Source organism: Chryseobacterium glaciei (genome assembly GCF_001648155.1).
GTDB lineage: Bacteria > Bacteroidota > Bacteroidia > Flavobacteriales > Weeksellaceae > Chryseobacterium > Chryseobacterium glaciei.
Map to the genome: position 1 here is coordinate 3,056,664 of NZ_CP015199.1, position 23,643 is coordinate 3,080,306.

Here is a 23,643-nt window from a genome sequence, read left to right on the forward strand (position 1 = left end):
ATATGGCGATCAATTTACAAAAAGGACAAACGATCAATTTAAGAAAAAATGACCGTGGAGAAGATGTTTATGATCTTTCTACTGTTACGATCGGTTTGGGCTGGGATGTTCGTAAGCAAGGTGGTTTTTTAGGAAGATTATTCGGAAGTGAACCTGAATATGATCTCGATGCAGTAGCTTTTTTATTGGATTCCAACGGAAAAGTTGCCAATATGGGACAAACCATACAGCGACACGATGGGAAGCAGATCGTTCTTTATCAGGGAGATGTTATTTATTTTAATTCTATGAAACATCCGAGTGGCCAGATCTGGCTGACGGGTGATAACAGAACCGGCGCAGGTGACGGCGATGATGAACAAATCATTGTAAAATTAGATCAGTTGGATCAGCGTTATCAGAAAATTGTATTCGTGGTTTCAATTTATCAGGGAAATGCAAACAGACAACATTTTGGAATGATCGATAATGCCTTCATCAGAGCGGTTGATGCAAGAGGAAAGGAGATCACAAAATTCAGTCTTTCCGGAGATGCAAGCTTAAACGGGATGTGCTCAATGGTTTTTGCCGAAGCTTACCGTCATAATGGCGACTGGAAATTCCGCGCTATTGGAGAGCCACATCGCACAGATAATTTCATCGATGTTCTTTTACCTTATACAAATAAATAGAGAAAAGTATGCTTTTGGGCATGCTTTTTTAGTTTAAAAATTCCATGATGTAAGAATGTTCATTTTCATCAATGATTACAAAACCTAAGCTTGAATATAGGTTTTGAGCTTTATTTGTTTTTAAAACACTCAATACAACAGGTTTTTGTGCAGTTTTAGCTTCCTCAATAATATCTTTTAAAATAATCTTTCCAATTCCTTTTCCCTGCATTTTGGGTGCAATTTGAATTTGTAAAACTTCTGTTTTGTCAGATTCTTTATTGAGTTTTAATAATCCGATTGGTTCATTATCTAAAGATATGATATTAGCTTTTTCAAATTGGTAAAGCACTCTTTGCAGCGCCGATTCTTCTGTCGTCGGAAGACCTGAACTGGCATAATGCTCGGTCATGGTTTTCATTCTCAGATCAAGTAAAAAATCGAGGTCGTTTTCTGAGGCTTTTCTATATTGTAAGTTCATTATTTTCTATTTTAAACCGATCTTCAAACCCATTTCCTTTTTCATATGCAATAAAACTTCAGCATTTCCTTTGGCATCATCAACGGGATGATGCGTGTGCTCTGTTTTACGAAGATGTTTCCATTGGGCAAAAGTATCTTTTTCGAGACCGCAATATAGGTCTGATAATCTTCTTGAAGAGTATCCAAAAGGATTTCTTTGAATAAAATGATGAAAATACCAGCAGATGAACATCCAGTCGAAACCATTATTATCACTGATGAAAATAGGTCTTCCCTTCGAATTGTTTTTGATCCATTCTTCAAATTGAAGCATTACTTTTTTCGGATCATCAAAATCCATCGTTTCTTCCCTGCTGAAACCCGAAATAGCTAATGCATCAGTATTAAATTGATCAGAAATTGGTTTTAATTTTCCATAAAAAGTAGTTTCCAGATCTTCATCCACAAGCACTGCTCCGAAACAGATCATCGAAAAATCTCCGGGAATCGGACCGTCGGATTCTATATCTACCATAATGTAGCTCATCTTAATGCGTTTTTGGTTTAAATTATTTTATGTAAAACGAATATATCGAAAAATTATTCCTTATCATTTATCCTTACACAAGTTCATAGAAATTTCTTTTACCAATTTTAATTTTTGTCTGTTGTTTTAATTCAATTTCTTCATTTGGATTAATTATTTTTATAGAATTAATTTGAATTCCGCCACTTTCGATTAATCTTTTAATGGCCGATTTACTTACGTCATTTTTGAGTTGATGACAAAGTTCAATCAATAATATTTTGTTTTGATTATGTTTTAAAGAATCAATAAGAACGGGTTCAAAAACTTTCTTTTCAAAATTTTTATTCTGAAACTGATTACTGAAAAACTGTTCCGCAATTTCCGCTGATTCCAAATCATGGTATTGAGTGATAATATTTTTTGCAATCAACTTTTTAATATTCATCGGATTTTCTTCGTGTTGTATTCTTAATTTTAAATCCTGTTTCTGTTCCATCGAAAAGTCAGTTGTTAATTCAATAAACTCATCAATTAAAGCATCGGGAATTGACATTGTTTTTCCAAACATTTCATTTGGTTCATCAGTCAGACCAATGGTATTATTTAAAGATTTACTCATTTTTTCTTTTCCGTCAAGTCCTTTCAATAAAGGCATACACATCACAATTTGTGGCGAGATATTGTGAACTTCCTGCAATTGCCTTCCCATCGTACAATTGAATAATTGATCCGTCCCACCCATTTCAATATCACATTTAATTTGTACGGAATCAAAACCCTGTAAAATTGGATAAACAAGTTCATGCATGGCAATCGGAGTGTTTTCTGTAAATCTTTTATTAAAATCATTCCGATGCATCAATTGAGCAACCGTGACTTTAGACATTAATTGAATAACTTCCGAAAAATTCAGCTCATCTAACCAATCTGAATTGAAAATAATTTTAGTTTTTTCAACATCGATTATTTTTGAAAGTTGATTGATATAAGTTTCCGCATTATGTTGAACATCTTCAGCGGTTAAAGGTTTTCTGGCTTTATTTTTACCGGTTGGGTCACCAATTCTCGCGGTAAAACTTCCGACAATGATGATGATTTGATGTCCAAAATCTTGAAACTGTTTTAATTTTTTCAATACGACAGCATGACCCAAATGTAAATCAGGTGCAGTGGGATCAAAACCTAGTTTAATGATTAGTTTCCTATTCTCTTCTTCGGCTTGTTTTAATTTTTGTTCCAAACCGTTTTCGGGTAGAATGAGTTCTACGTTTTCTTTTAATTGATTGATCATTTTTATTGAATTTTTAGCATAAAAAAGCCCGAACAAAACTGTTCGGGCTCTATAATATTTTGAATTATTTTTATTGAATTACATATATAGAAGTCTTCCCGAACGATAAGTCGGGTAATAATACTCGTTAAAAAACGGAAGGCGTAATATGTTGTTTAAGTGCTTCATTGCTTTGCAAAGATAGAAGTTTTTTTTAACAGATAGCTAAATCTATTTTTTACTAGCCATGAAGCTTGATAATAGAACCTTTGTAATATTTCGTAAGATCGTATAAATCAGTAAAATAATTATAAATATTCAGAACAAGACCTTCATTTTCAAATATTTTTCCGTTGGAACTGAATTGATTTTCAGCAAAAGAATAAAGATTTTTATAATCCTGTTTCAAAATGTCTACTGAAATATTTTTATCCTGATTCTTAATTCCTGTGTAAAAAATTCCATAAATCAGAAATTGATTGAAATGTTGGGCATCAACCAAGTAATTCAGTTTTTGTTTAGAATAATTTTCGTAATCCGCAAGAATTTGCTGAAAGTTTACAACATCAACCGACGAGGGAATTTCATAAAAAAGATCAATTCCGTTAATGAAAAGCTGGGTTTTTACTTCTTCACGATCTGTTTTATATTCGTTACTGAACCAAGAAAAAATTTGTAATAACTCCTCTTTAGTAAGGTTTTCTACAGAATCTTTTATTTTGGTTTTAATCATTTCAAAGCTTGTTTTTTTATCTTCGCTCAAGAAATTCAGCACATTTTTTTCTTCACGACAGAGCTTATTGTACAAATTAATTTTGGCAATAGTTGGATTTGTTTTTATGAAATAAAGTTCTTCTGCCATGAATTTCTGCCAAATTATTTTTATTAAAACTGTTATAACGGCTATTAAAGATACAAAATATGTCTCTACTTAAATTAAAAATTTGATATGCTATGCGTTGGAGTCTTGATTTAGTACTGATTCATTTTTTTTTAAGCTCTCAACAATATTCCGTCTGCAAAAAAATAAATCCTTTAATTTCTTAAAGGATTTACAATATTTTGATTGAAAATTTTATTTTTGATTATTTCGCATGGCCTTAATCAATTTATCATTTCTTCCTTCTGCTCTTTCGTTATTTAATGATAGAACTGCCCAAGCTGCAGCCGGAATCCAACCGATTAAAGTAATTTGTAAAACTAAACAGATGATTCCTGTTAAAACTTTTCCACGAACGATAAAAGATAAAAAGGGTAATAAAATAGCTAGTAACATATCTTTATGATTTTGAATTAATTAAATGATAAGCAATTTACGAATTGAAAATTATTTTTTTGCGAGATTCAATGTTTCTTTGGCAATATTTTTCACTATTTCTGTCGGAGAATGGCAATCACAATTACTGAACCCAATAACATAAATATCTTCACTCGGAATATAAACTCCCATACTTTTAAATCCGAAAATACTCCCGCCATGTTCTCTGGTAGGTGTTCCGTTGATATCTTTTAGATGCCATCCGTAGCCGTAAGTAAATTCTTCGCCATTGTTCAGTTTATATTTTTGAAACGCTTTTTTTAATTCTTTCGAACTCAACAATGCATTTTGATTTAAGGCATTTTGCCATTTCACCATATCATCCACAGTCGACATCAAGGAACCTGAAGAAAACGGAACAGAAAAATTAATGATGGTTTTGTTTACATATCCATGTTCTTTTTTATGATATCCATAAGCTCTTTTGGGAATGATTTGTCGGTCGGTTGCGTAATAAGAATGACTCATTCCTGATTTTTCAAAAATATTTTTCTTGATGAAATTTTCATATGAATCTCCCGAAACCAATTCTATAATATATCCCAACACTACATATCCCGAATTATTATAATCAAATTTTTCTCCGAGTATAAAGTCAACAGGTTCATTTTTAAAGAAATCAACCATCATTTCAGGCTTCATTTCTTTTTGAGCAATGGAGGAAAGGGATTTCATTTTTGTGAAATCTTTGATGCCCGAAGTATGCGTCAACAGATGGTGAATCGTTATTTTATCTCCTGATGGATAATCTTTGATATATTTTGAAATAGGATCATTGACGTTTAATTTTCCCTGATCCTCCAAGATTAAAACAGCGACAGCAGTAAATTGCTTCGTCATTGAACCTATCTGGAAAACATTCTCCGGAGTCATATTAACCTCCAATTCAAGGTTGGCTTTTCCGAAAGCTTTTTTGTATAAATTTTTTCCTTTTTGAGTGACCATAAATACACCACCAGGCCCGTTTTTATCATTGAACTCGCTATTGATTAAGCTATCTATTTTCTTTTCATACACTTGTGCCGTGATTGTATTGCAAAAGAAGAGCAGCAGTAAAATTGTAAAAAATTGAGTCATCATAATTATTGCTTTGTTATGCAAAGATATAATTATTTTTTATTACTATGTTATACAATGTAATGATTTGTGAAAATTTAGTTTTTTATTATTTTAAATCAATGAAATGATTTTTTGAAAGTCGATAAACTAAAGTAATTTATTACTGAGAATTTGGATCAAAATAAGCTTTAAAAGTCAAAGGATCCTCCAATTTATCTTCAGCCGTTTCCAGATATTCATGATATTCTTCTTGGTGCATTTCCATGTAAACCATGACGATAGCCAAGTTTATAAACAGGTTTTTGTCTTCAGAACCTAAGTCTAATGCAGTCTTCAAGTAGTGTATAGCTTTTTCATTTTCTCCCATATCAGAATACACCGCTCCGATATTGATTAAAGCTGCTGTATTTTCCGGTTCGATGAGTAAAATTTCATCCAGTTCTTTAACTAAAAGATCATTAATGTCGTCCCAGTGATCTTCATTTTCCCATCTTTTTGCCTGGAGTTTTTTTACGTTTTCTAATCTTTGGGTTATGTTATTCATGGCGTAAAATTACGGAATTGCAACTATTTATTTACGTTTTTCAAATAACCATTTCGGAATTTCATCTGTTATCAAAAACGGAATCACAATATTGTTATGATTAAGGTTGGTGAAAGTCGTGAAGATCAGATTTTTGTCGGAAGGAAGTTTATTGTACAATTCAACGCTGCCAACATATGGATTTTCATCATCATTTTTACCGTGAATTAACCAGATATTTTTCTCTTTAATTTTACTAAGATTCGACAAATCCGGAACGGCTGCAACAGAAACAACGGCTGCAAATGTATTGGGGCTCAAATTCATAAGATTTTGAGCAGTTGAACCTCCCATCGAATAACCAATCAGATAGATTCTGCTTTTATCAATATTGGGATATTCTTTCTCAAGATCTTTAATCAGTTTCAATAAAGTCGAAACCTCGTTGGAAGGCTTTGAGACTTGAATTCCTTCTCCATTGATCTCATAATTTGTAGAGCGTGTATTAAATTGTGGTGCTACAACATAACATGGAAATTTCTCATAAATTTCATCTCGCAACCATATTTTAGCGAATGGTTCAAGCTGATTTTCATTATCATTTCCAATCCTTGTAGAATTATGAAATGTAATAACCAGCGGAAATTTCTCGTTTGTTCGATTATTTTTAGGCATTAAAAATCTATATGGAATTTTAATGTCATTATCTGCGAATATTTTCTTTTGAAATTTATCGGTATTTAAGCTGTTTAATAATTTTCTATTGTTTAAAAAGGTAAGCGTATCAACTTTTGTCTCCCGAAATTCCTTCTTTTGTGCAAAAGATTGATTGATGGTGAAGATTAATAAAAGGAGTGTTAGATTTTGCTTTAGTTTTATTTTATGCATGGTGTTTATTACAATTGGAAGTATTTTTTACAAACTACTTTATTTTACTTTTTTCGATTTCATCCAAAGTTTTACCATCTTTATTTTTCCAGCTTCTTCTTCCATTAATTGAATAACCAACTATGACTGCGGCAGCTGCTGATGGACTTTTAAAGAGATGATCTTTATTGAAAACCAATTTCCCCAATTGATCTTTTGAAATTGTTGTATCTAAAATTAATTCTTCTCTTAATGTTTTGTAACCGTAATTTGCAGATTCATTTTCTGAAACTTCTGAACCAGAAAGAACAACAACTCCTTCATCTGTTTGTATTGCTTTGGCAACAATTGTTCTTGAATTAAAGAAGAGCTCCTTTTCTGATTTTTCTTGTATTGTAAAGGAATTATTTAGACTATCATTATTTCTTTTCGAAGCTAATTGTTTTTCGAGAAATTTATATCCTAAAACACCATTTAAAAGTTTAATATTTTGTATAAACTCTTCCATTGCATCGCGATCTGGTAATGGCAGCAAGGTTAAAGTAGGGGTGTTACTATTGTCTAAGATATATCTTTCTGCTTCTTTTGTTATTTCAATTAAACGACTTTCTAAATATTTGATATGTGATTTTGTTATATTATCGTCTTTACTTGTAAATAAAATTACTTCTGTCCAAAAGTCTTTATTAATTGCATGGTTTTTTAACCTTTCCCATACATTTTCTGCTTCACCAATATAAACTTTAGGTTTGCCAGTTTCATCATCAGTTCCAACTAAAAAATATACACCTTGAGTGTTTACCTGATTTTGAAAAGATGAGTTTAACTCAGTTATTTTATTCCTTGGACAAGATAATGATTGAATTGTAAGGTTGACTAATTCAGCTAATTTTATTCCACTGACTGACCCCTCTTTTAAATATATTCTAATACTTTTTCCTAGTTTCATAGCTGTATTTTTACCCAAACGCCCTCTTCAACAAACTCTCCACTTTCGGCTCGCTTCCTCTGAAATTCTTATACAATTCCATTGGGTCCTTTGTACCACCGGAAGAAAGAAGAACTTTATATTTTGAGGCGATTTCAGGATTGAAAATTCCGTTTTCTTTAAAATATTGGAACGCATCGGCATCCAAAACTTCTGCCCATTTGTAAGAATAATATCCCGCAGAATATCCACCTTGGAAAATATGTGAAAAACTTGGGCTCATCGCTGTTTCTGGATTTGCCGGATATAATTGTGTTGCTTTGGTGTATTTGTCTTCAAACTCTTTTACACTCTCATTCTCTAACTCTGAAACTTTAGTATGATAATTCATATCCAAAATCCCGAAACCTAATTGTCTCATCGTTTGATAACCTTCCATAAAGTTTTTAGAAAGAGCAATTTTCTCGATTTTTTCGTCTGGAAGAATTTCACCTGTTTTATAATGTTTGGCGAAAGTTTTTAAGAACTCAGGTTCGTAACAGAAATTCTCTAGGAATTGAGACGGTAATTCCACAAAATCCCATTTTACAGAAGTTCCGGAAAGGGTAGGATATTGTGTATTCGCCAACATTCCGTGAAGAGCGTGACCAAACTCATGGAATAAAGTCGTCACTTCCTGGAACGTCAACAAGCTCGGCGTATCTTTCGTCGGTTTGCTGAAATTACAAACAATAGAAATATGCGGACGAGAATTTTCATCGTCTTTTTTATACTGGTTTTTATAACTCGTCATCCAAGCTCCGGCTCTTTTGCCTTTTCTAGGAAAATAATCAACGTACAGAAGAGATTTGAAAGTTTTTTCAGGATTGTTACTTCCTGCTTCCAACTTCCCGCTTCCTGCTTCAAAGACTTCATACACTTTCACATCTTCATGATATTTCGGAATGTCATTTCTTTCTTCAAAAGTTAATCCGAATAAGTTATTAGCCAATCCAAAAACGGCATCCTGAACCTGATCTAATGGGAAATAAGGTTTTAATTCCTCATCATTTAGATCATATTTTGCTTTACGAAGTTTTTCAGCATAAAAAGCGTGATCGTAACCTTGTATTTCATCAATTCCATCGGCTTTTGCTAATGATTTTAATTCCTCAATTTCTTTTTCGGCGTAAGGTTTAGCTTTTGTAAGCAATTCATTTAAAAAGTCTAATACTTTTGTTGGAGATTTTGCCATTCTTTCCTCCAAAACATAGTCTGCATAATTGGTGTAGCCTAATAATTCTGATTTTTGCTGTTTTAATTGAAGAAGCTCTTTGATTAAATTTTGATTGTCAAATTCTCCACCATCGAAAGATTTTTTACCATTGGCCAATGCTATTTCTTTTCTTAATTCACGGTTTTCAGCATAGGTCATAAACGGAAGATAACTTGGGTATTGTAATGTAATCACCCAGCCTTCAAGCTCTCTTTCTTTAGCTTCTTCGGCGTATTGTTCAATGATGGCTTCAGGAATTCCTGCCAAATCTTCTTTATTGGTAATATGTTTGAAATAATTATTAGTAGAAGCCAACACATTTTGTCCGAATTGCAGAGATTTTAAAGATAAATCCATGCTGATATTCTTTAATTTTTCCTTGTCTTCTTCATTTAACAAAGCACCGCTTCTCACAAAACCTTTGTAAGTTTCATTTAAAAGCATTTGCTGTTCTTCATTAAGATTGTATTTCTCTTTTTCATCGTAAACCTTTTTGATTTTATTGAAAAGAGCTTCGTTTTGAGAGATTTTTGATGAATATTCTGTTAAGATCGGAGAAACATCCTGAGCGATCTGTTGAAGTTCGTCACTCGTTTCGGCGGAATTTAAATTGAAAAATATATTTGAAACAGCATCCAATTGCTCTCCCGAATACGCCAATGCTTCAATTACATTTTCAAAAGTTGGTTCTTCAGAGTTATTAACAATCGCATTGATTTCTTCTTCTGATGTTTGAATTAATTCCTTAAAAGCAGGAAGATAATCTTCATTTTTAATAGAATTGAATGGCGCTGAATGATATGGTGTGTTAAATTTTTCTGTTAAAATATTCATTTTTCGATTTTTTAATAAGTGTAAATGTAATAATTCGTATTGATTTGATGGTGGAATTCTCAAAAATAATGCCTCAATGAAAAGGTATGACAAAAATGCTTTATCTTTAATAATCTTGTCATATGAAAAGTTGAGATATAGGCGGAATGATTAATTTTGACAACAGACTTACAACTTAATGATGTTAAAAATTTAACCCTAAATATTTTAAACTATGAAAACAATTTTAAAAATTATTGGCGTAATTGTTCTTTTAATTATTGGATATACCGTAATCGCAATGCTGGCTTTTGGTAAAAATTATCATTATGAAAAATCGATGGTAATTAATGCTCCGAAAGACAAAGTATGGCAACAGATAAGCTCGATGAAAGCTTTTAACCAATGGAATCCGTGGATGAAATTAGATAAAACGATGAAAGTCACTTATACCGGAACTTCCGGAGAAGTGGGAGACAAATACTGTTGGGACAGCAAAAATGATGATGCTGGAGCAGGTTGTCAGGAAATCAAAGAATTAGTTTTAAACGAAAAACAAAAAACAGAAATGATTTTTGTAAAACCTTTTGAAGGGCAGGCAACCTCTGAAATCGTTTTGTCTTCTGAAGGAAATGCTACAAAAGTAGTCTGGACTATGGACACTGAGCAAGATCCTATGATGAAAATAATGCGACCAATGATGGATTACCAAATGGGGAAATCCTATGAAGAGGGTTTGAATAATTTGAAAGCGTTGGTAGAAAAATAAAATGAGAGCCTTGTAGATTTTACAAGGCTTTTTCAATGGGGTCTCTTTATTAAAAGTTATGTGTAATTATTTTGCTTATTTGAAGTTTTTAGAAATTCAAAAATAAAATATTATTCAAAAAAATATTATCTTTATATAAAGAAAAGATTTATGGAGAAGACCGTATTTGAGAAAAATGCCATAAGAAACTTTGTGAAGACCATTATTGCCGAAAAAATCGAAAAGCTGAAAAACTTTATCGAATTTACGTTGGATGCAACGCGTGATATCAAAAAAACTCCGAAATATGACAGTATGAGGGAGGAAATGCAAGAGGAGATTTATCAGATGCAAAGACAACTGGCGGCCTTAAATGACCTTCAGCGAAATATGTCAAAAGTTCTAAATAATGCCACAGAAAGAGTGCAGTTGGGTTCGATTGTCATTACCAATAAAGCTCGTTTTTACATATCAGTTTCCTTGGGAGAGTTCTTTTTTGAGGGAGATCGCTTTTACGCTATTTCCTCGGAAAGCCCGATGGCTAAAAAAATGATGGGCATGAAACCCGGAGATGATTTTACCCTCAATAAAATTCATCAGGAAATCGTAGAAGTTTTGTAGAATTATGAATTGTGAATTGTGAATTGATTTTTAGTACTGTCATTCTGACGAAGGAAGAATCTAAATTTTTAACTCGTAGCATAAAACCAACAACTAACAACCGCCAACGATCAACTTTTTCGTAATTTTGCATCTATGAATAAAGCAGAAGTTTTAAAAGAAATCATAGAGCAAAGAAAAAGCATCTTTCCAAAAGATTACACTGAAACCGAAATGTCTCAGGAAATTATTAATGAAATCCTGAATTCAGCGACATTTGCTCCCAATCACAAACGTACAAAACCTTGGCGTTTTAAGATCTTCAAAGGAGAAGAAAAAGCGAAATTAGCTTCCGAAATGCAGGCTATTTACAAAGCTTCTCAACCCGAACAACTATTTTTAGAGAAAAAATATAATGATATTGGCTTTAAAATCAATAAAGCTGATGCTGTTGCTTCAATCATTGTCAATTTCAGCGGAATGGTTCCTGAATGGGAAGAAATCGCTGCCGTTTCGATGGCTGTTCAGAACATGTATTTAACTTGTACAGCAAATAATATCGGCTGTTACTGGAGTTCTCCTAAAATTGTAGACCAATTGAAAGATTCTCTGACGATCGAAGAGAACCAGAAATGTCTTGGGCTTTTCTACATGGGGAAGGTTGATCACTTTAACAATGGATCTGTTTAAACCTTTTTTTAGAGGCTTTTGAATTCGCCGAATTATTTTAAGGAGCTATTTCCCGCTTTCCACTGTATCTTTTTAGTTACGGCCTCCGCTTCGCTCCGGCCGCAACAAAAAAGGATGTCGTTTCAATCGGGGCTAGGGTAGCAGGCCTTTGATAATAAATTTTAGAAGAAAAAGTAAAGATTAGTTAAAGTAAAACTTTACAAATTTATCAATGAAAGCCCATTAAAGCTTACTACATTGTTAGATTGATAAATTGTTGCATTTATTAAACGTAGAATTGAAAATTTTATTTATCTTTGCACTCTTAAATATTTAACTGGGACGAGTTCCCATAAAATTCAAACATTATGTCAGTAAAAATCAGATTACAAAGACACGGATCAAAAGGGAGACCTTTTTTCCACATCGTGGTTGCAGATGCTAGAGCTAGAAGAGATGGTAGATTCATCGAGAAACTAGGTACTTACAACCCAATTACTAACCCTGCGACTATCGATTTGAACGTTGATTCTGCTGTAAAGTGGTTAAACAACGGTGCTCAACCAACTGATACTGCAAGAGCTATTCTTTCTTACAAAGGAGTACTTTACAAAAAACACTTACAAGGTGGTGTTGCTAAAGGATCTTTTGACGAGGCTGAAGCTGAAAAAAGATTTGCTGCTTGGTTAGAAACTAAAGAACAAAAAGTACAAGGTAAAGTAGAAGGTTTATCTAAAGCTCAAGTTGACGCTAAGAAAGCTGCTTTAGAAGCTGAAGTTAAAGTAAACGAAGCTAGAGTTGCTGCTGCTGCACAAGTTATCGCTGATGCTAAAGCTGCTGAAGAAGCTGCTAATGCACCTGCTGAAGAAGTTGTTGCTGAAGCTACTACAGAAGGAGAAGCTCCTGCTGCTACTGAAACTGAAGAAAACACTGAAGCTTAAAAATCCCTGTTATGCGTAAAGAAGATTGCTATTTACTAGGAAAAATCACACGCAGACACGGCCTTGCGGGTAATGTGATCCTTAAATTGGACACAGACCAGCCGGAGCTTTACAATAAACTGGAATCAATATTCGTTGAAATCAACGGATTATTGGTTCCTTTTTTTATTGAAAAATCATCTTGGAGCAAATTAGATGCTCTTAATCTTGCCTTTAAAAACTCTTCTGAGGCTTTGGTAGACCAATCTTTGGGGAAAAGCGTTTACTTACCGCTTACTACATTGCCTAAACTTTCAGGGAAACAGTTTTATTATCACGAGATCATCGGATATAATATTCTTGATGAAAATGATAATGATTGTGGTGTCATCAGATCTGTAAACGATCAGACCGCTCAGGTTTATTTCGTAACAAACCTAGACGGAAAAGAAGTTGTCATCCCAATGATTAAAGACTGGATTCTGGAAGTCGATAGAGAAGAAAGAATCATCAAAATGATACTTCCTGAAGGTCTTATTGATGTCTTTTTAGTTTCTTCTAAGAAAGACGAATAAGTTAATTTAATTATCTTCTAAAAAAGATGATAGCTAATAAAACCATCATCTTTCCATTACACATTACCAATTACTTATATTATTTATTGCTCATAAACTGCGGGTAATAGATATTCCTGTACTATTTTCTCAGATTGTGGATGAGCATATGCTTTATTGTAGGCCTTTGCTGTAATTACGATCACTAAAGGAATTTCAGTGAACATAATGATTTTATTACCACCATTTCCACTGCATTGATACGCCTCAAAACTTTTGCCTCCAACCTTATATACTTTTCTCCAAAATAAATATCCGTAGCCTTCAAAGTCTTTATTTTCAGGGAAATAATTGGTGAATGATTTTTTGATCCAAGCTTTGTCGATTACTTTTTTCCCTTTCCATTCTCCATTATTTTTGTATAACTGACCGAATTTAGCAAAATCTAATGCATTCATTTTCAGACCTCCTGCTAATGATATTTTATGCTGTGGAGTGTATTGCCATTTATAATTTTTGATTTCTAATGGATTAAAAAGTTTTTCTTTGGCGTAATTTTCCAGTCCGTTTGGAACATTTTGATCTAAAATATCACCTGCAACAACAACTCCCGCCGTGAAATAACTCCATTTGTTACCAATTTTATTATCCGTCATTGGAACATCAAGTGTGAATTTTACCCAATTATCGGTTGGGTACATGTTTTCTTCATTTCCTGGAGAATTTTCATCTTCATCGTTGCCTTCAAAGGCTGAACTCATGGTTAACATACTTTTCAAGGTTACGCTGTCTTTTTTCGGAGCGTAATGTTGAAATTCTTTTAAACGATAAAACTCTCCAAGCGTTTGATTTTCATTTTTCAGGTGACCATCTTTAATGGCAATTCCAGCTAATGCAGATGCGAAAGATTTCCCTACAGAACGGGTGTCTTGTAAACTGTCTCTTCCTGAATTGTTAAAATATTCTTCAATAAGCAGTTTTTTATTTTTAATAACAACAATGCTGGTGATATCTCTGAATCTGTTTTCTGCAAATTTTTGATTTAAATTTCTAATTTTTTTTGTGTTAAATTTTTCTGTGGAAACTTCCCATCCGCTGTTAGGTTTGATCGTTTGAAGAGTGATCTGTTTTTCGCTAATATCTTTCTTAGGAACGGTTAGATTAATTTCACCTTTTGCAATAAGACGACCTGTTTTTACTGATGTTGATTTTAAATAAGGTCGGATTTCTATTTTTAAAATATGGTTTCCAGCAGTCAGAGAATCTATTCCTCCATGAACCAAATAAAAGCGTGACCATAAATATTTCCCCCAAGAATCTTCATTACCAGTACTTATTAAAGGAATTCTAAAGTTTGTTTTTATCTTTTTATTTTCTACAGTTCCGGCGCCTGTATTTAGATTTTCTACATAAATTAATTTTCCATCAACATAAAATGAGAATTGATAATTTCCTTTTTTAAGTAATTCATCAGCGGTTAGGGTAGGATTTAGTTCATGTAAATAATTAACCAATGAATTATCCATAAAAACTCTGATATCAAGGTCTTTGTCTTCTTGAAAAATCATGTTTTTCAGAAGATCATTTTCTTTAAGATTTTCCAGAGCGATTACTTTATCTAAAAAAAGAACTGTATTCAAATGATTTTTTTGAACAGAATTTTCAATTTTTTCAGGAGTAATAAGGTTTTGAGCTTGTCCAAAAGATAAAGTAAATATCAGTGACAGAATAAATATAGAGATTGGTTTCATTTCAATTTTAAATCTAAACAAAAATATAAAGCTTTGCTTATAAAAAATAGAATAAAATTAACATTTATGATTTCACAGATTATGTAGAGTGATCCTTGTCAAGGTTTTAAACCTTGACAAGGATTGTGCTGAAAAAAAATATAAACATATGTGAAAATCTGTGAGATCTGTGGGGAAGAAACTACTTCAAAATCTTTCGATATTTCAAAGGCGTTACGCCCATATTTTCTTTAAAACAGCGGATAAAATGACTTTGATCGGAAAAACCACATTCTAAAGCAATTTCAGTTAAAGATTTTTCGTTCGTAGTAAGAATTGACAAGGATTTGTTGATCTTTAATTTTCGGACATAATCTCCAAGATTATAGTGGAAGTATTTGTGGAAATCTCTACTTAGATGAGCTGGATGGATATTTAAAGTTTGGGCAATTTCTGTTAAATTCAGTTTGTCAGTACAAGTTTCGTGAAGTAATTCACTGATCTGCTTCACCCAAATTGGTTTCTTTTCTAAAAGTACTTTTTGATTTGATAATTCACTGAAAATATTTAATAAAAGTTCATGCGTTGAGGTTTCCGAAGCATTGTCATTGATTTTACTTTCTTTAAATATTTTGTACATCAACAACTTTAATTCAGGATTTTTCATATTAAAACTTCCTTCAATATTATCTTTTGAAATGTTGAGTTTTTCAAACCATTCTTTCGGAATTTCAATATGAAAACCTCTTGTAAAACCGTCCGGTTTTATGTTATAATGCGGATCCTCCCAATGATGATAAAGCAAAGTGCCTGCTGAACATTCATAGACTTCTTTTTTGTTTCCCTCGATCACATTTCCCTGAAGAAGAAAGGTAAAATATGCATTTTCATGATAATGCCAGTCAACGTAAGGATGAGTGTATTCCGTATCCGTAATAATCAACCCGTCAAAGTCGAGGGTTTCATTGGTTTGACCGAAAAATTGTCCGTTACGGAGGGTATTCATTATAATTTAAGCTTTAAATTTTTAATCTGTTCGTACATTTTATTGAAAAATATTTTCCTATCCCTGTTTCCTGACGTACTCATAGATTTTGAATTTTTAATTTGATGTTCAAAATAATTCAGTGTTTCGCCACAGGTTTTAGCATCATTAATCAAAATATAGCCAAACATATTGGTCGGCAGTGCAAAAAGCGACTGTTTTGGATGATGGAAAAAAATGTCATTCGAAAGATGCATCAATTCATTTTCATATAAGTGAAATTTAGGATTACTTTCTGTTTTTTGCTCGATATTCTGTATTAATTCTTTCAGTTCGTCTAGAATAATTTGGGCTTCGTTTTTTTGTAAAAGTCCGGTATCATAATAAAAAGAAATTTGTTGTAAAATACTGGAAATCGTCATGTTATTCCATAATTCTACTACATTTTGTTCTTCATATTTCTTTTTTAATTCTTTGGTATTTGTTTCAAAATAGGGCGGTGAAAATTGAAGAAAAGGAATAAAAACCTGTTTTGCATTCAATAAATTCATCCAGACATAAATTTTGAAGCGCGAAAGAAGTGTATCTGAAAGTGTATAAAAAAACGGAATATCTTTCGCCGAATAATAAATCGTTATCCCGTCAGAAAGCGGTAGACTTTCAAAAACACGAAGGTTATTTTGAAAAAAAGACTGTAAATCCTCCGTTTCACTCACTCCCGAAGTTTTTTGTACTACGATTTGATGATCCGAAGTGATAAATTGATTAAGTGAAATCTGATAATGTTTTGCCAATTCCAAAGCTTCTTCAAAACTGAATTTTGCCTTCAGCGAAGTTCTTCTGTGTGCTGCATCATAGCTTATATTAAGAATGTTGGCGATCTCGTCATTCAAAGATTTGTCTCCAATTTTCTTACGGATTTCTTTAAGCAAACGTTCCTGATGCATGTTTTTGTGATTTTCACAAATGTAAGTAAAATGTTAATTATTTATCACATTTAAGGAAGTAAATATTCTTTTCAAATTTGAATAAATATTTAACAGATGAAACGTAAAATAATTTTTGTTGCCTTATGTATTTTTATATCGTTAAAAATGGGAGCACAACAAAAGATCCAACCAATTTATTATGTAGATTATTCCTTTGCCAACAGACATTTGTTACGTGGAGGTGTAGAGTTTATGCTGATTAAGGAAAGTGATAACCAAAACAAACTTTTTTTAGGAACAGGGTATGGAATAGTGAATGATAACGGCAAAATACGTGGAATTCCTGACCTGCATTTAAGTTATAATGTAGGAACTCTTTTATTTGTTAAGGTAGGTTCTTCCTTTTCTCACGCATATTCTTTAGTCGGGATCTCATTGCTTAATACTTGTGATATTGGAATTGGATATTCTACATCTTATAATAATAGTGATTTGAAAATACAGGGATTTACTGCAGGAATTACTTTTAGACTGACCCGCAAAGATGATGTTTACGGAAAATTTAGAATAGGATTTTAAAAACAAAAATAATTATGAAAACAATACCTTATATTTTAATAGCAACAAGATTTATTCTTGCGCCAATTATCCTTTTTCTGGCTTATTTTAAAGGAGAAGAATCTGAGTTTTTAATTCTCATATTAATGTACTTTGGTTTATTAACAGATATTTTCGATGGAATTATCGCGAGAAAAGTTGGTGTTTCATCCGAAAAATTAAGAAGATTAGATAGTCAGACTGATTTGGTTTTCTGGTTGTCATTAGGTTTCGCTGCGTACTTTCTTAATCCTGAATTGATTAAAACAGAATGGTTGAGCATTCTTTTAATTTTTATCATGGAAGCACTTTGCTATATCATAAGCATCTGGAGGTTCGGAAAAGAAACCTGTACTCATGCATTTTTATCGAAAATGTGGGGACTGAGTTTGTTGATCGCTTTTACGTATTTAATAGGATTTCAGGAAGCTGGCTGGGCATTTTATCTCACAATTGTGTTGGGATTAGTTTCTCATATTGATGTTATTTTAATTGTTTTAATCCTTCCAAAATGGCAATTTGATATCCCAAGTTCTTATCACGCCTGGAAAATCAGGAATGGAAAACAGAGGAAAAAAACGATATTCTTTAATTAAATAATATTCAAAGCATAGTTTTTAGTTAAATAATTGATAAATGATTTTTTTTAAAAGACAGCGTAATATTCAAGTTGCGCTGTTTTTTTGTAACTTTGCCGACGTTAATTTTTATATAAAAATTTATAGTCAACAAATGAAAAAGCAAACAATTAAAGAAATCCTACAGGATTACAAAAAGGTATTACATCATGACATTACAGTTTACGGTTGGGTAAGAACTTTCCGTGCGAATCGCTTTATTGCGCTTAATGATGGTTCTACAATTAATAATTTGCAGATAGTTGTTGATTTTGAAAATTTTGACGAAGAAATTATCAGTAAAATCAGTACAGCATCTTCTTTAAAAATTGTTGGTGAAGTTGTAGAAAGCCAAGGAGCAGGGCAAGCGGTGGAAATTGTAGCTAAAAAGATTGTCATTTTAGGTGATAACTTCACAGAAGAAAGAGACAAAACAATTCTTCAGCCTAAAAAACACTCTTTGGAAACATTAAGAGATCAGGCGCATTTAAGATTCAGAACCAATTTGTTTGGGGCTGTTTTCAGAGTACGTCACGCGGTAAGTTTTGCAGTGCATTCTTTCTTTAATAAAAACCAATTCTTTTACATCAACACACCTGTAATTACGGGAGCTGATGCAGAAGGAGCTGGAGAGATGTTTGGAGTAACCAACTTTGATCTAAATAATATTCCAAGAGACGAGCAGGGAGATATTGACTTCGCTCAGGATTTCTTTGGTAAAAAAACGAACTTAACGGTTTCTGGTCAGCTTGAAGGAGAAACTGCAGCAATGGGATTGGGAAGAATATATACTTTCGGACCGACTTTCCGTGCTGAAAACTCAAACACAACGCGTCACCTTGCAGAATTCTGGATGGTTGAGCCGGAAGTTGCCTTCAACAACCTTGAAGATAACATCGACTTGGCAGAAGATTTCTTGAAATATGTTATTCAGTATGTTTTAGATAACTGTAAAGACGATCTTGATTTCTTAGACAAACGTTTTGCAGAAGAGCAAAAATCAAAACCAGAAAAGGACAGAGCAAAAGAAGGTCTTATTGAAAAATTAGAAAATGTTATTGCTAAACGTTTCAAACGTGTAAGTTATACAGAAGCGATTGAGATCTTAATGAACTCAAAAGAAAATAAAAAAGGGAAGTTCCAGTATCCGGTTGAAAATTGGGGAACCGATCTTCAGTCTGAGCACGAAAGATTTTTAGTTGAAAAACACTTCGAATGTCCTGTAGTATTATTTGATTATCCAAAAGAGATCAAAGCATTCTATATGAAATTGAATGATGACAACAAGACCGTTGCTGCAATGGACGTACTTTTCCCAGGAATCGGAGAAATCATCGGAGGTTCAGAAAGAGAAGCGAGATTAGATGTATTAAAACAGAAAATGGCAGAAATGCATGTAGATGAGCATGAACTTTGGTGGTATTTGGATACCAGAAAATTCGGTTCTGTTCCGCATGCAGGGTTTGGATTAGGATTGGAAAGACTGGTTCTTTTCGTAACAGGAATGACCAACATAAGAGACGTGATTCCTTTCCCAAGAACACCGAAAAATGCTGAATTTTAGATAAATAAAAAAAGCCTTAAAGTAAAATTTAAGGCTTTTTTTATTTTTTAATAGCTTATTAGGTACCATATCTACTGCAAAAATCGTGCTAAATGCTTTTTTTGTCGAATAAATTTATCTAAATTCGTAGAATATGTTATGTTAAAACACAAAGATTAATATGCTTAGACAACATTTACAACTCAAATTAGGACAGAAGTTAGCGCCTCAGCAGATTCAGTTGATGAAGCTTATTCAGCTTCATACATTGGAGTTTGAAGAGGAATTGGAGAGAGAACTAGAAGAGAACCCTGCTTTGGAAATCGCAAAAGAAGAGTCTAAGGAAGATGATTATGCTTCTTTGGAGGATGCTTATGAAAATGAAGGTACGGAAAGCATTGAAACCGATTTTGATGTTAACGATTATCTTTACGATGACGAGCCAACCTATAAAACTGCTTCCAGCAACTATTCTGCAGATGATGAAGAATTCGATAACGAAAGCCTTTTAACGGAGGGTCAGTCGTTATATGATTATTTATTGGAGCAGATTCATCTTGCCAATATTAATGAAGAAGATGTAAAAATTGCCGAATATATCATCGGAAACCTAGATACAGACGGATATTTAAGAAGAGAGATTAAAGCAATTGTGGATGATCTTGCTTTTTCTCAAGGGATTTATACAACCAAGGAGAGAGTGGATGATGTTCTTGAAAATTACGTTCAGAAATTAGATCCACCCGGTGTTGGAGCAAGAGGTTTGCAGGAATGTTTATTGTTGCAGATTGAGAAAAAAGTAAGCTCTGATAAAGCCGTTTCTTTGGCTGCCAATATTTTGAGACATCAGTTTGATGCCTTGACGAATAAGCATTATAATAAGATCATTCAGAAATATGATATTGAAGAAGAGGATTTAAAGGATGCATTGGAAGAAATCTCAAAGTTATCCCCAAAAGTAGGAGGGAATTTCGATACTCAGACGATTACGATCAACCAAGAGATTATCCCGGATTTTGTAATTCAGGTAAAGGATGGAATGGTTATCCCAATGTTGAACAGTAAAAATGCACCAACTTTAAGAGTTTCGGAAGAATATAAAGATATTTTAACAACGTATTCTCACGATAAAAACTCTTCTGAACATAAACAGGCTGCTTTATTTATCAAACAAAAACTGGATGCTGCAAAATGGTATATTGATGCGATCAATCAACGTCAGAATACCTTATTACAGACTATTACGGCTATTGTTAAATTCCAGAAAGATTATTTCATTACCGGAGACGAGAAATCTTTGAGACCAATGATTTTAAAGGATATTGCCGATATTACAGGTTTTGATATTTCTACCATTTCAAGGGTGGTGAAAAGTAAATATGCGGATACTTCAAATGGTATTTTGTATCTTAAAGATCTATTCTCAGATAGTTTAACGAATGACGATGGAGAGGAAGTTTCTACAAAAGAAATTAAAAATCATCTTCAGGAAGTGATCAGCAAAGAGAATAAAAGAAAGCCTCTTACCGATGATGCTTTAGTCGTTATTTTAAAGGAACAAGGTTATAATATTGCAAGAAGAACCATTGCAAAATACAGAGAACAGCTGAATATTCCTGTTGCGAGATTAAGAAAAGAATTATAAAAATTCGATAAAATATATAAAATGCTCAGATGATTCTGGGCATTTTTTGTTTTAAATAATTAAAGGTTGTATTAAACGGAAAAGCATTTCAATTTGAAATGCTTTTTTTATTTATAAGTGTAAATGATATTATTCTTCCTCAGAATCGATATCCTTTAATTGTTTCAGATTCTTATCTAATTTCCTCATAATGATTCCGTACACAACTTTATAATAAAGCCAGGTCAAGAGCACAACCAATGCCGTACTAACAATGGTTCCAATTATGAAGATAGTAAGATTAGAATTATTGACTTCAATATGCTGAGTATTTAAAATATAAAATACAAAAACAGTGAAAACAGAGGTAAATGCTATTAATAAAAGGATATTAATTAAAATGAAAGCATTAACTGTTTTCTTAAACTGAATAATTTTAAGTATAAATTTCTTTAAGTTTTCCTCAACCTTTATTTTCTTATAGTTTTGATAAAATTTGAATACAAAATAGGCGGTTATAGAAAGACTTAAAATCTTCAATACTACATATATGCTATCGAGAAAACCTTCGAGTTCGGTAGTTTTTTTTGCACCAAGTCTTTCCAGAATGCTTAGAAAGCTGTTCGATTCTTTATCTTGAATAATATAAAATAATCCCAACACAGTAAAAAACAGGAATTCTACAACACTGATCCAGAAAATATATTTCACATAATTACGTGATTTTCTGTTCAACATCTTAAGGATCTCGTTATTGTCGTATTTCTGCTGAACAGGCTGTTCCTGCCATGTTTTCTTAAAGCTGTCTAAATCAAATTCAGGCATATTTTTCCATCTGTTCTTTAAGGGTTTTCTTTAATCTGTTCATTTTCACACGCGCATTTACTTCGGTAATTCCGAGGTTTTCTGCAATATCCTTGTAAGGCAAATCATCCAGATACATGGTAACAATTGCTCTTTCCACATTGGGAAGCGTCTTTATTACTGTATACAAAAGTGAGACCTGTTGGTGTTTTTCGTCATCATCTTCGATAAAATCTCGGTGATTGATGTCTAATTCATTAGTAGGCAGGCTTTTGCTTTTTTTTCTGAAAAGGGTAATAGCTGTATTCAGGGCTACACGATACATCCAGGTAGAAATTTTAGAATTTCCTTTAAAAGAATCATAACTTCTCCAGAGCTGTAAAACAATTTCCTGGAAAAGATCTTCCTCATCTTCCAGAGAGTTCGTATAAAGACGCGAAACCTTGATAATCAAGCCCTGATTATCTTTTATCAATTGCGCAAATTCTTTTTCTCTGGATATCAAAATGGATGTGTAATAATTCACGAAGATAATAATAATAAGTCAATTGTAAATTTTACTTCGTAAGTGAATGGTGAATTTTATTTTGAAAACATTTTAAAAAAATTGACAACAAAGTGAATTGACTATTCACAATTCACAAAATGCAAATATTATAGGCATTTTGTATATCTTTGCAGCCACGAGAAAGTCGGCTTGTTGATTCTTGTTTCGGCAAGGGTAGGAAAGTCCGGACACCATAGAGCAGCAAAGCGGATAACATCCGTCACCCGCGAGGGTAGGACAAGTGCAACAGAAAGTATGTACAGTTCGGCTGTAGTGAAACCAGGTAAACTCTTTGCGGTGCAATGGTAAGTATATCGGTTCTTTTCAGTAATGGAAATAGGAGTGGCTCGCTCTGAAAGCCGAGGGGTAATCAGCTCAAGTTTTGCAGTAATGTACGACGTAGATAAATAACAGGCACTTCTTTGGAAGTACAAAATCCGGCTTATAGATTTTCTCGTGATTTTAGTTTAAATTTTCACTGTTCAAAGTTTTGAATAGCAATACAAATAGAAAAGCGGAGAATGTTCTCCGCTTTTTTTATAAATCATTAATGATTACAGCATTAATTGTGTTTGTATTTCCGGGAATAGGATCTGTCATATAAATCCATTCCATATATACATTTGTTGGTAATCCGATTGTGGTTATATGATTCGGATAAGATGCACAAGGATAGGCCGGACTTTGTAATTGCCCCGTGTAGGCGGTATTACCGGTATTTGGGTCTATAAGGTCGAATTCTGTAAATGCCCATTTGGTGATATTTGGCATATCGTAAGATAATATAGGATCCCATGGATATACGGTATATGGAGGAACCACACCGTCATTAATTTCCCACATATTTACAGGGTAAATTGAAGAATTCATTTGTCCTTTAAAATCTTCATAGCGCAATTCTTCTCCTAAATTTGCTTTTACAACTGAAGGATCAAAGTTTTTTACGGTAAGAGCACAGTTTGAACCTGTAAAATCTCCGGCTGCAATTTGCCCATGATAAACATATTTAGTCGAATTATTAAATATCACAAGATGCGCCATCTGTGAATAAGCAAATAAAGAAGAAAATATCGAAGATAAGATGATTAGCTTTTTCATAATA

At 32.9% G+C, this 23,643-nt stretch carries 26 protein-coding genes and 1 other RNA gene; 11 read left to right on the top strand and 16 right to left on the bottom strand.

Annotation, left to right across the window (positions count from 1 at the left end; translation table 11 throughout):
- The first annotated feature begins 2 nt into the window (after positions 1 to 2).
- Positions 3 to 671: a TerD family protein gene (locus A0O34_RS13615; RefSeq protein WP_066755366.1), complete on the top strand. Its 669-nt coding sequence runs from the start codon at positions 3 to 5 to the stop codon at positions 669 to 671.
- Positions 672 to 699: 28 nt separating this feature from the next.
- Here the strand turns inward: A0O34_RS13615 and A0O34_RS13620 are convergent, their stop codons facing one another.
- The 10 genes from A0O34_RS13620 to A0O34_RS13665 form a co-directional block, all read right to left on the bottom strand.
- Entirely contained in the window at positions 700 to 1,131 is a 432-nt protein-coding gene (locus A0O34_RS13620) for a GNAT family N-acetyltransferase (protein WP_066755369.1), read from the bottom strand.
- 6 nt (positions 1,132 to 1,137) lie between these two features.
- A complete protein-coding gene (locus tag A0O34_RS13625) occupies positions 1,138 to 1,659 on the bottom strand; it encodes a 3'-5' exoribonuclease domain-containing protein (RefSeq protein WP_066755371.1) in 522 nt (173 codons plus the stop codon).
- Between the two features lie 73 nt (positions 1,660 to 1,732).
- Positions 1,733 to 2,932 carry a tyrosine--tRNA ligase gene (gene tyrS / locus A0O34_RS13630; RefSeq protein ID WP_066755374.1) on the bottom strand — a complete coding sequence of 400 codons (1,200 nt, stop codon included), beginning with the start codon at positions 2,930 to 2,932 and terminating at the stop codon, positions 1,733 to 1,735.
- A gap of 220 nt (positions 2,933 to 3,152) precedes the next feature.
- On the bottom strand, positions 3,153 to 3,773 hold the full coding sequence (locus A0O34_RS13635) for a hypothetical protein (protein WP_066755377.1): 621 nt from the start codon (positions 3,771 to 3,773) through the stop codon (positions 3,153 to 3,155).
- Positions 3,774 to 3,986: 213 nt separating this feature from the next.
- On the bottom strand, positions 3,987 to 4,187 hold the full coding sequence (locus A0O34_RS13640; RefSeq protein ID WP_066755380.1) for a YqaE/Pmp3 family membrane protein: 201 nt from the start codon (positions 4,185 to 4,187) through the stop codon (positions 3,987 to 3,989).
- Between the two features lie 51 nt (positions 4,188 to 4,238).
- Positions 4,239 to 5,309 (bottom strand): serine hydrolase domain-containing protein, encoded by a 1,071-nt coding sequence (locus A0O34_RS13645; RefSeq protein WP_228394292.1) that lies wholly within the window; start codon positions 5,307 to 5,309, stop codon positions 4,239 to 4,241.
- A gap of 139 nt (positions 5,310 to 5,448) precedes the next feature.
- On the bottom strand, positions 5,449 to 5,832 hold the full coding sequence (locus A0O34_RS13650; protein ID WP_066755384.1) for a tetratricopeptide repeat protein: 384 nt from the start codon (positions 5,830 to 5,832) through the stop codon (positions 5,449 to 5,451).
- A gap of 27 nt (positions 5,833 to 5,859) precedes the next feature.
- Positions 5,860 to 6,699, bottom strand: coding sequence for a carboxylesterase family protein (locus tag A0O34_RS13655; RefSeq protein ID WP_066755386.1), 840 nt, complete (start codon positions 6,697 to 6,699; stop codon positions 5,860 to 5,862).
- Positions 6,700 to 6,733: 34 nt separating this feature from the next.
- Positions 6,734 to 7,627, bottom strand: a complete 894-nt coding sequence (locus A0O34_RS13660; RefSeq protein ID WP_066759718.1) for a GIY-YIG nuclease family protein — start codon at positions 7,625 to 7,627, stop codon at positions 6,734 to 6,736.
- A gap of 10 nt (positions 7,628 to 7,637) precedes the next feature.
- Positions 7,638 to 9,695, bottom strand: a complete 2,058-nt coding sequence (locus tag A0O34_RS13665) for a M3 family metallopeptidase (RefSeq protein WP_066755390.1) — start codon at positions 9,693 to 9,695, stop codon at positions 7,638 to 7,640.
- A gap of 214 nt (positions 9,696 to 9,909) precedes the next feature.
- Here A0O34_RS13665 and A0O34_RS13670 point away from each other — a divergent pair, with 214 nt between their 5' ends.
- The 5 genes from A0O34_RS13670 (at position 9,910) to rimM (ending at position 13,186) form a co-directional block, all read left to right on the top strand.
- Positions 9,910 to 10,443, top strand: coding sequence for an SRPBCC family protein (locus A0O34_RS13670; protein WP_066755393.1), 534 nt, complete (start codon positions 9,910 to 9,912; stop codon positions 10,441 to 10,443).
- Positions 10,444 to 10,593: 150 nt separating this feature from the next.
- Positions 10,594 to 11,043 carry a GreA/GreB family elongation factor gene (locus A0O34_RS13675; protein WP_066755396.1) on the top strand — a complete coding sequence of 150 codons (450 nt, stop codon included), beginning with the start codon at positions 10,594 to 10,596 and terminating at the stop codon, positions 11,041 to 11,043.
- A gap of 135 nt (positions 11,044 to 11,178) precedes the next feature.
- Positions 11,179 to 11,712, top strand: coding sequence for a nitroreductase family protein (locus A0O34_RS13680; protein WP_066755399.1), 534 nt, complete (start codon positions 11,179 to 11,181; stop codon positions 11,710 to 11,712).
- A gap of 347 nt (positions 11,713 to 12,059) precedes the next feature.
- On the top strand, positions 12,060 to 12,632 hold the full coding sequence (locus A0O34_RS13685; protein WP_066755402.1) for a 30S ribosomal protein S16: 573 nt from the start codon (positions 12,060 to 12,062) through the stop codon (positions 12,630 to 12,632).
- Positions 12,633 to 12,643: 11 nt separating this feature from the next.
- A complete protein-coding gene (rimM, locus tag A0O34_RS13690; RefSeq protein WP_066755409.1) occupies positions 12,644 to 13,186 on the top strand; it encodes a ribosome maturation factor RimM in 543 nt (180 codons plus the stop codon).
- Between the two features lie 83 nt (positions 13,187 to 13,269).
- Here rimM and A0O34_RS13695 read toward each other — a convergent pair whose 3' ends face one another.
- From A0O34_RS13695 to A0O34_RS13705, 3 genes are all read right to left on the bottom strand, one after another.
- Entirely contained in the window at positions 13,270 to 14,916 is a 1,647-nt protein-coding gene (locus tag A0O34_RS13695) for a serine hydrolase domain-containing protein (RefSeq protein ID WP_066755412.1), read from the bottom strand.
- A gap of 181 nt (positions 14,917 to 15,097) precedes the next feature.
- Entirely contained in the window at positions 15,098 to 15,901 is an 804-nt protein-coding gene (locus A0O34_RS13700) for an AraC family transcriptional regulator (RefSeq protein ID WP_066755416.1), read from the bottom strand.
- On the bottom strand, positions 15,901 to 16,827 hold the full coding sequence (locus A0O34_RS13705) for a hypothetical protein (protein ID WP_066755421.1): 927 nt from the start codon (positions 16,825 to 16,827) through the stop codon (positions 15,901 to 15,903). The genes A0O34_RS13700 and A0O34_RS13705 overlap by 1 nt, the downstream gene beginning before the upstream one ends.
- A 96-nt stretch (positions 16,828 to 16,923) precedes the next feature.
- Between A0O34_RS13705 and A0O34_RS13710 the strand changes: the two genes are divergently transcribed.
- From A0O34_RS13710 to rpoN, 4 genes are all read left to right on the top strand, one after another.
- Complete coding sequence (locus tag A0O34_RS13710) at positions 16,924 to 17,388, top strand: hypothetical protein (RefSeq protein WP_157886018.1); 465 nt, start codon at positions 16,924 to 16,926, stop codon at positions 17,386 to 17,388.
- Between the two features lie 14 nt (positions 17,389 to 17,402).
- Positions 17,403 to 18,002, top strand: a complete 600-nt coding sequence (locus A0O34_RS13715; protein ID WP_066755425.1) for a CDP-alcohol phosphatidyltransferase family protein — start codon at positions 17,403 to 17,405, stop codon at positions 18,000 to 18,002.
- Between the two features lie 136 nt (positions 18,003 to 18,138).
- The gene (gene asnS / locus A0O34_RS13720; RefSeq protein ID WP_066759720.1) at positions 18,139 to 19,587 is read left to right on the top strand and encodes an asparagine--tRNA ligase; all 1,449 of its coding nucleotides are present in this window, start codon (positions 18,139 to 18,141) and stop codon (positions 19,585 to 19,587) included.
- 160 nt (positions 19,588 to 19,747) lie between these two features.
- Positions 19,748 to 21,211 carry an RNA polymerase factor sigma-54 gene (gene rpoN / locus A0O34_RS13725; RefSeq protein ID WP_066755427.1) on the top strand — a complete coding sequence of 488 codons (1,464 nt, stop codon included), beginning with the start codon at positions 19,748 to 19,750 and terminating at the stop codon, positions 21,209 to 21,211.
- A 129-nt stretch (positions 21,212 to 21,340) separates the two neighbouring features.
- Here the strand turns inward: rpoN and A0O34_RS13730 are convergent, their stop codons facing one another.
- Complete coding sequence (locus A0O34_RS13730; RefSeq protein ID WP_066755431.1) at positions 21,341 to 22,015, bottom strand: beta-carotene 15,15'-monooxygenase; 675 nt, start codon at positions 22,013 to 22,015, stop codon at positions 21,341 to 21,343.
- Positions 22,008 to 22,499 carry an RNA polymerase sigma factor gene (locus tag A0O34_RS13735; protein WP_066759721.1) on the bottom strand — a complete coding sequence of 164 codons (492 nt, stop codon included), beginning with the start codon at positions 22,497 to 22,499 and terminating at the stop codon, positions 22,008 to 22,010. Before A0O34_RS13735 ends, A0O34_RS13730 begins: the two co-directional genes overlap by 8 nt.
- Before the next feature lie 179 nt (positions 22,500 to 22,678).
- On the opposite strand from A0O34_RS13735, the gene rnpB reads away from it, so the two are divergent.
- Positions 22,679 to 23,002: RNase P RNA component class A (gene rnpB / locus A0O34_RS13740), an RNA gene on the top strand.
- Positions 23,003 to 23,078: 76 nt separating this feature from the next.
- Here the strand turns inward: rnpB and A0O34_RS13745 are convergent.
- Positions 23,079 to 23,639 carry a hypothetical protein gene (locus A0O34_RS13745; protein WP_157886019.1) on the bottom strand — a complete coding sequence of 187 codons (561 nt, stop codon included), beginning with the start codon at positions 23,637 to 23,639 and terminating at the stop codon, positions 23,079 to 23,081.
- Positions 23,640 to 23,643 lie beyond the last annotated feature (4 nt).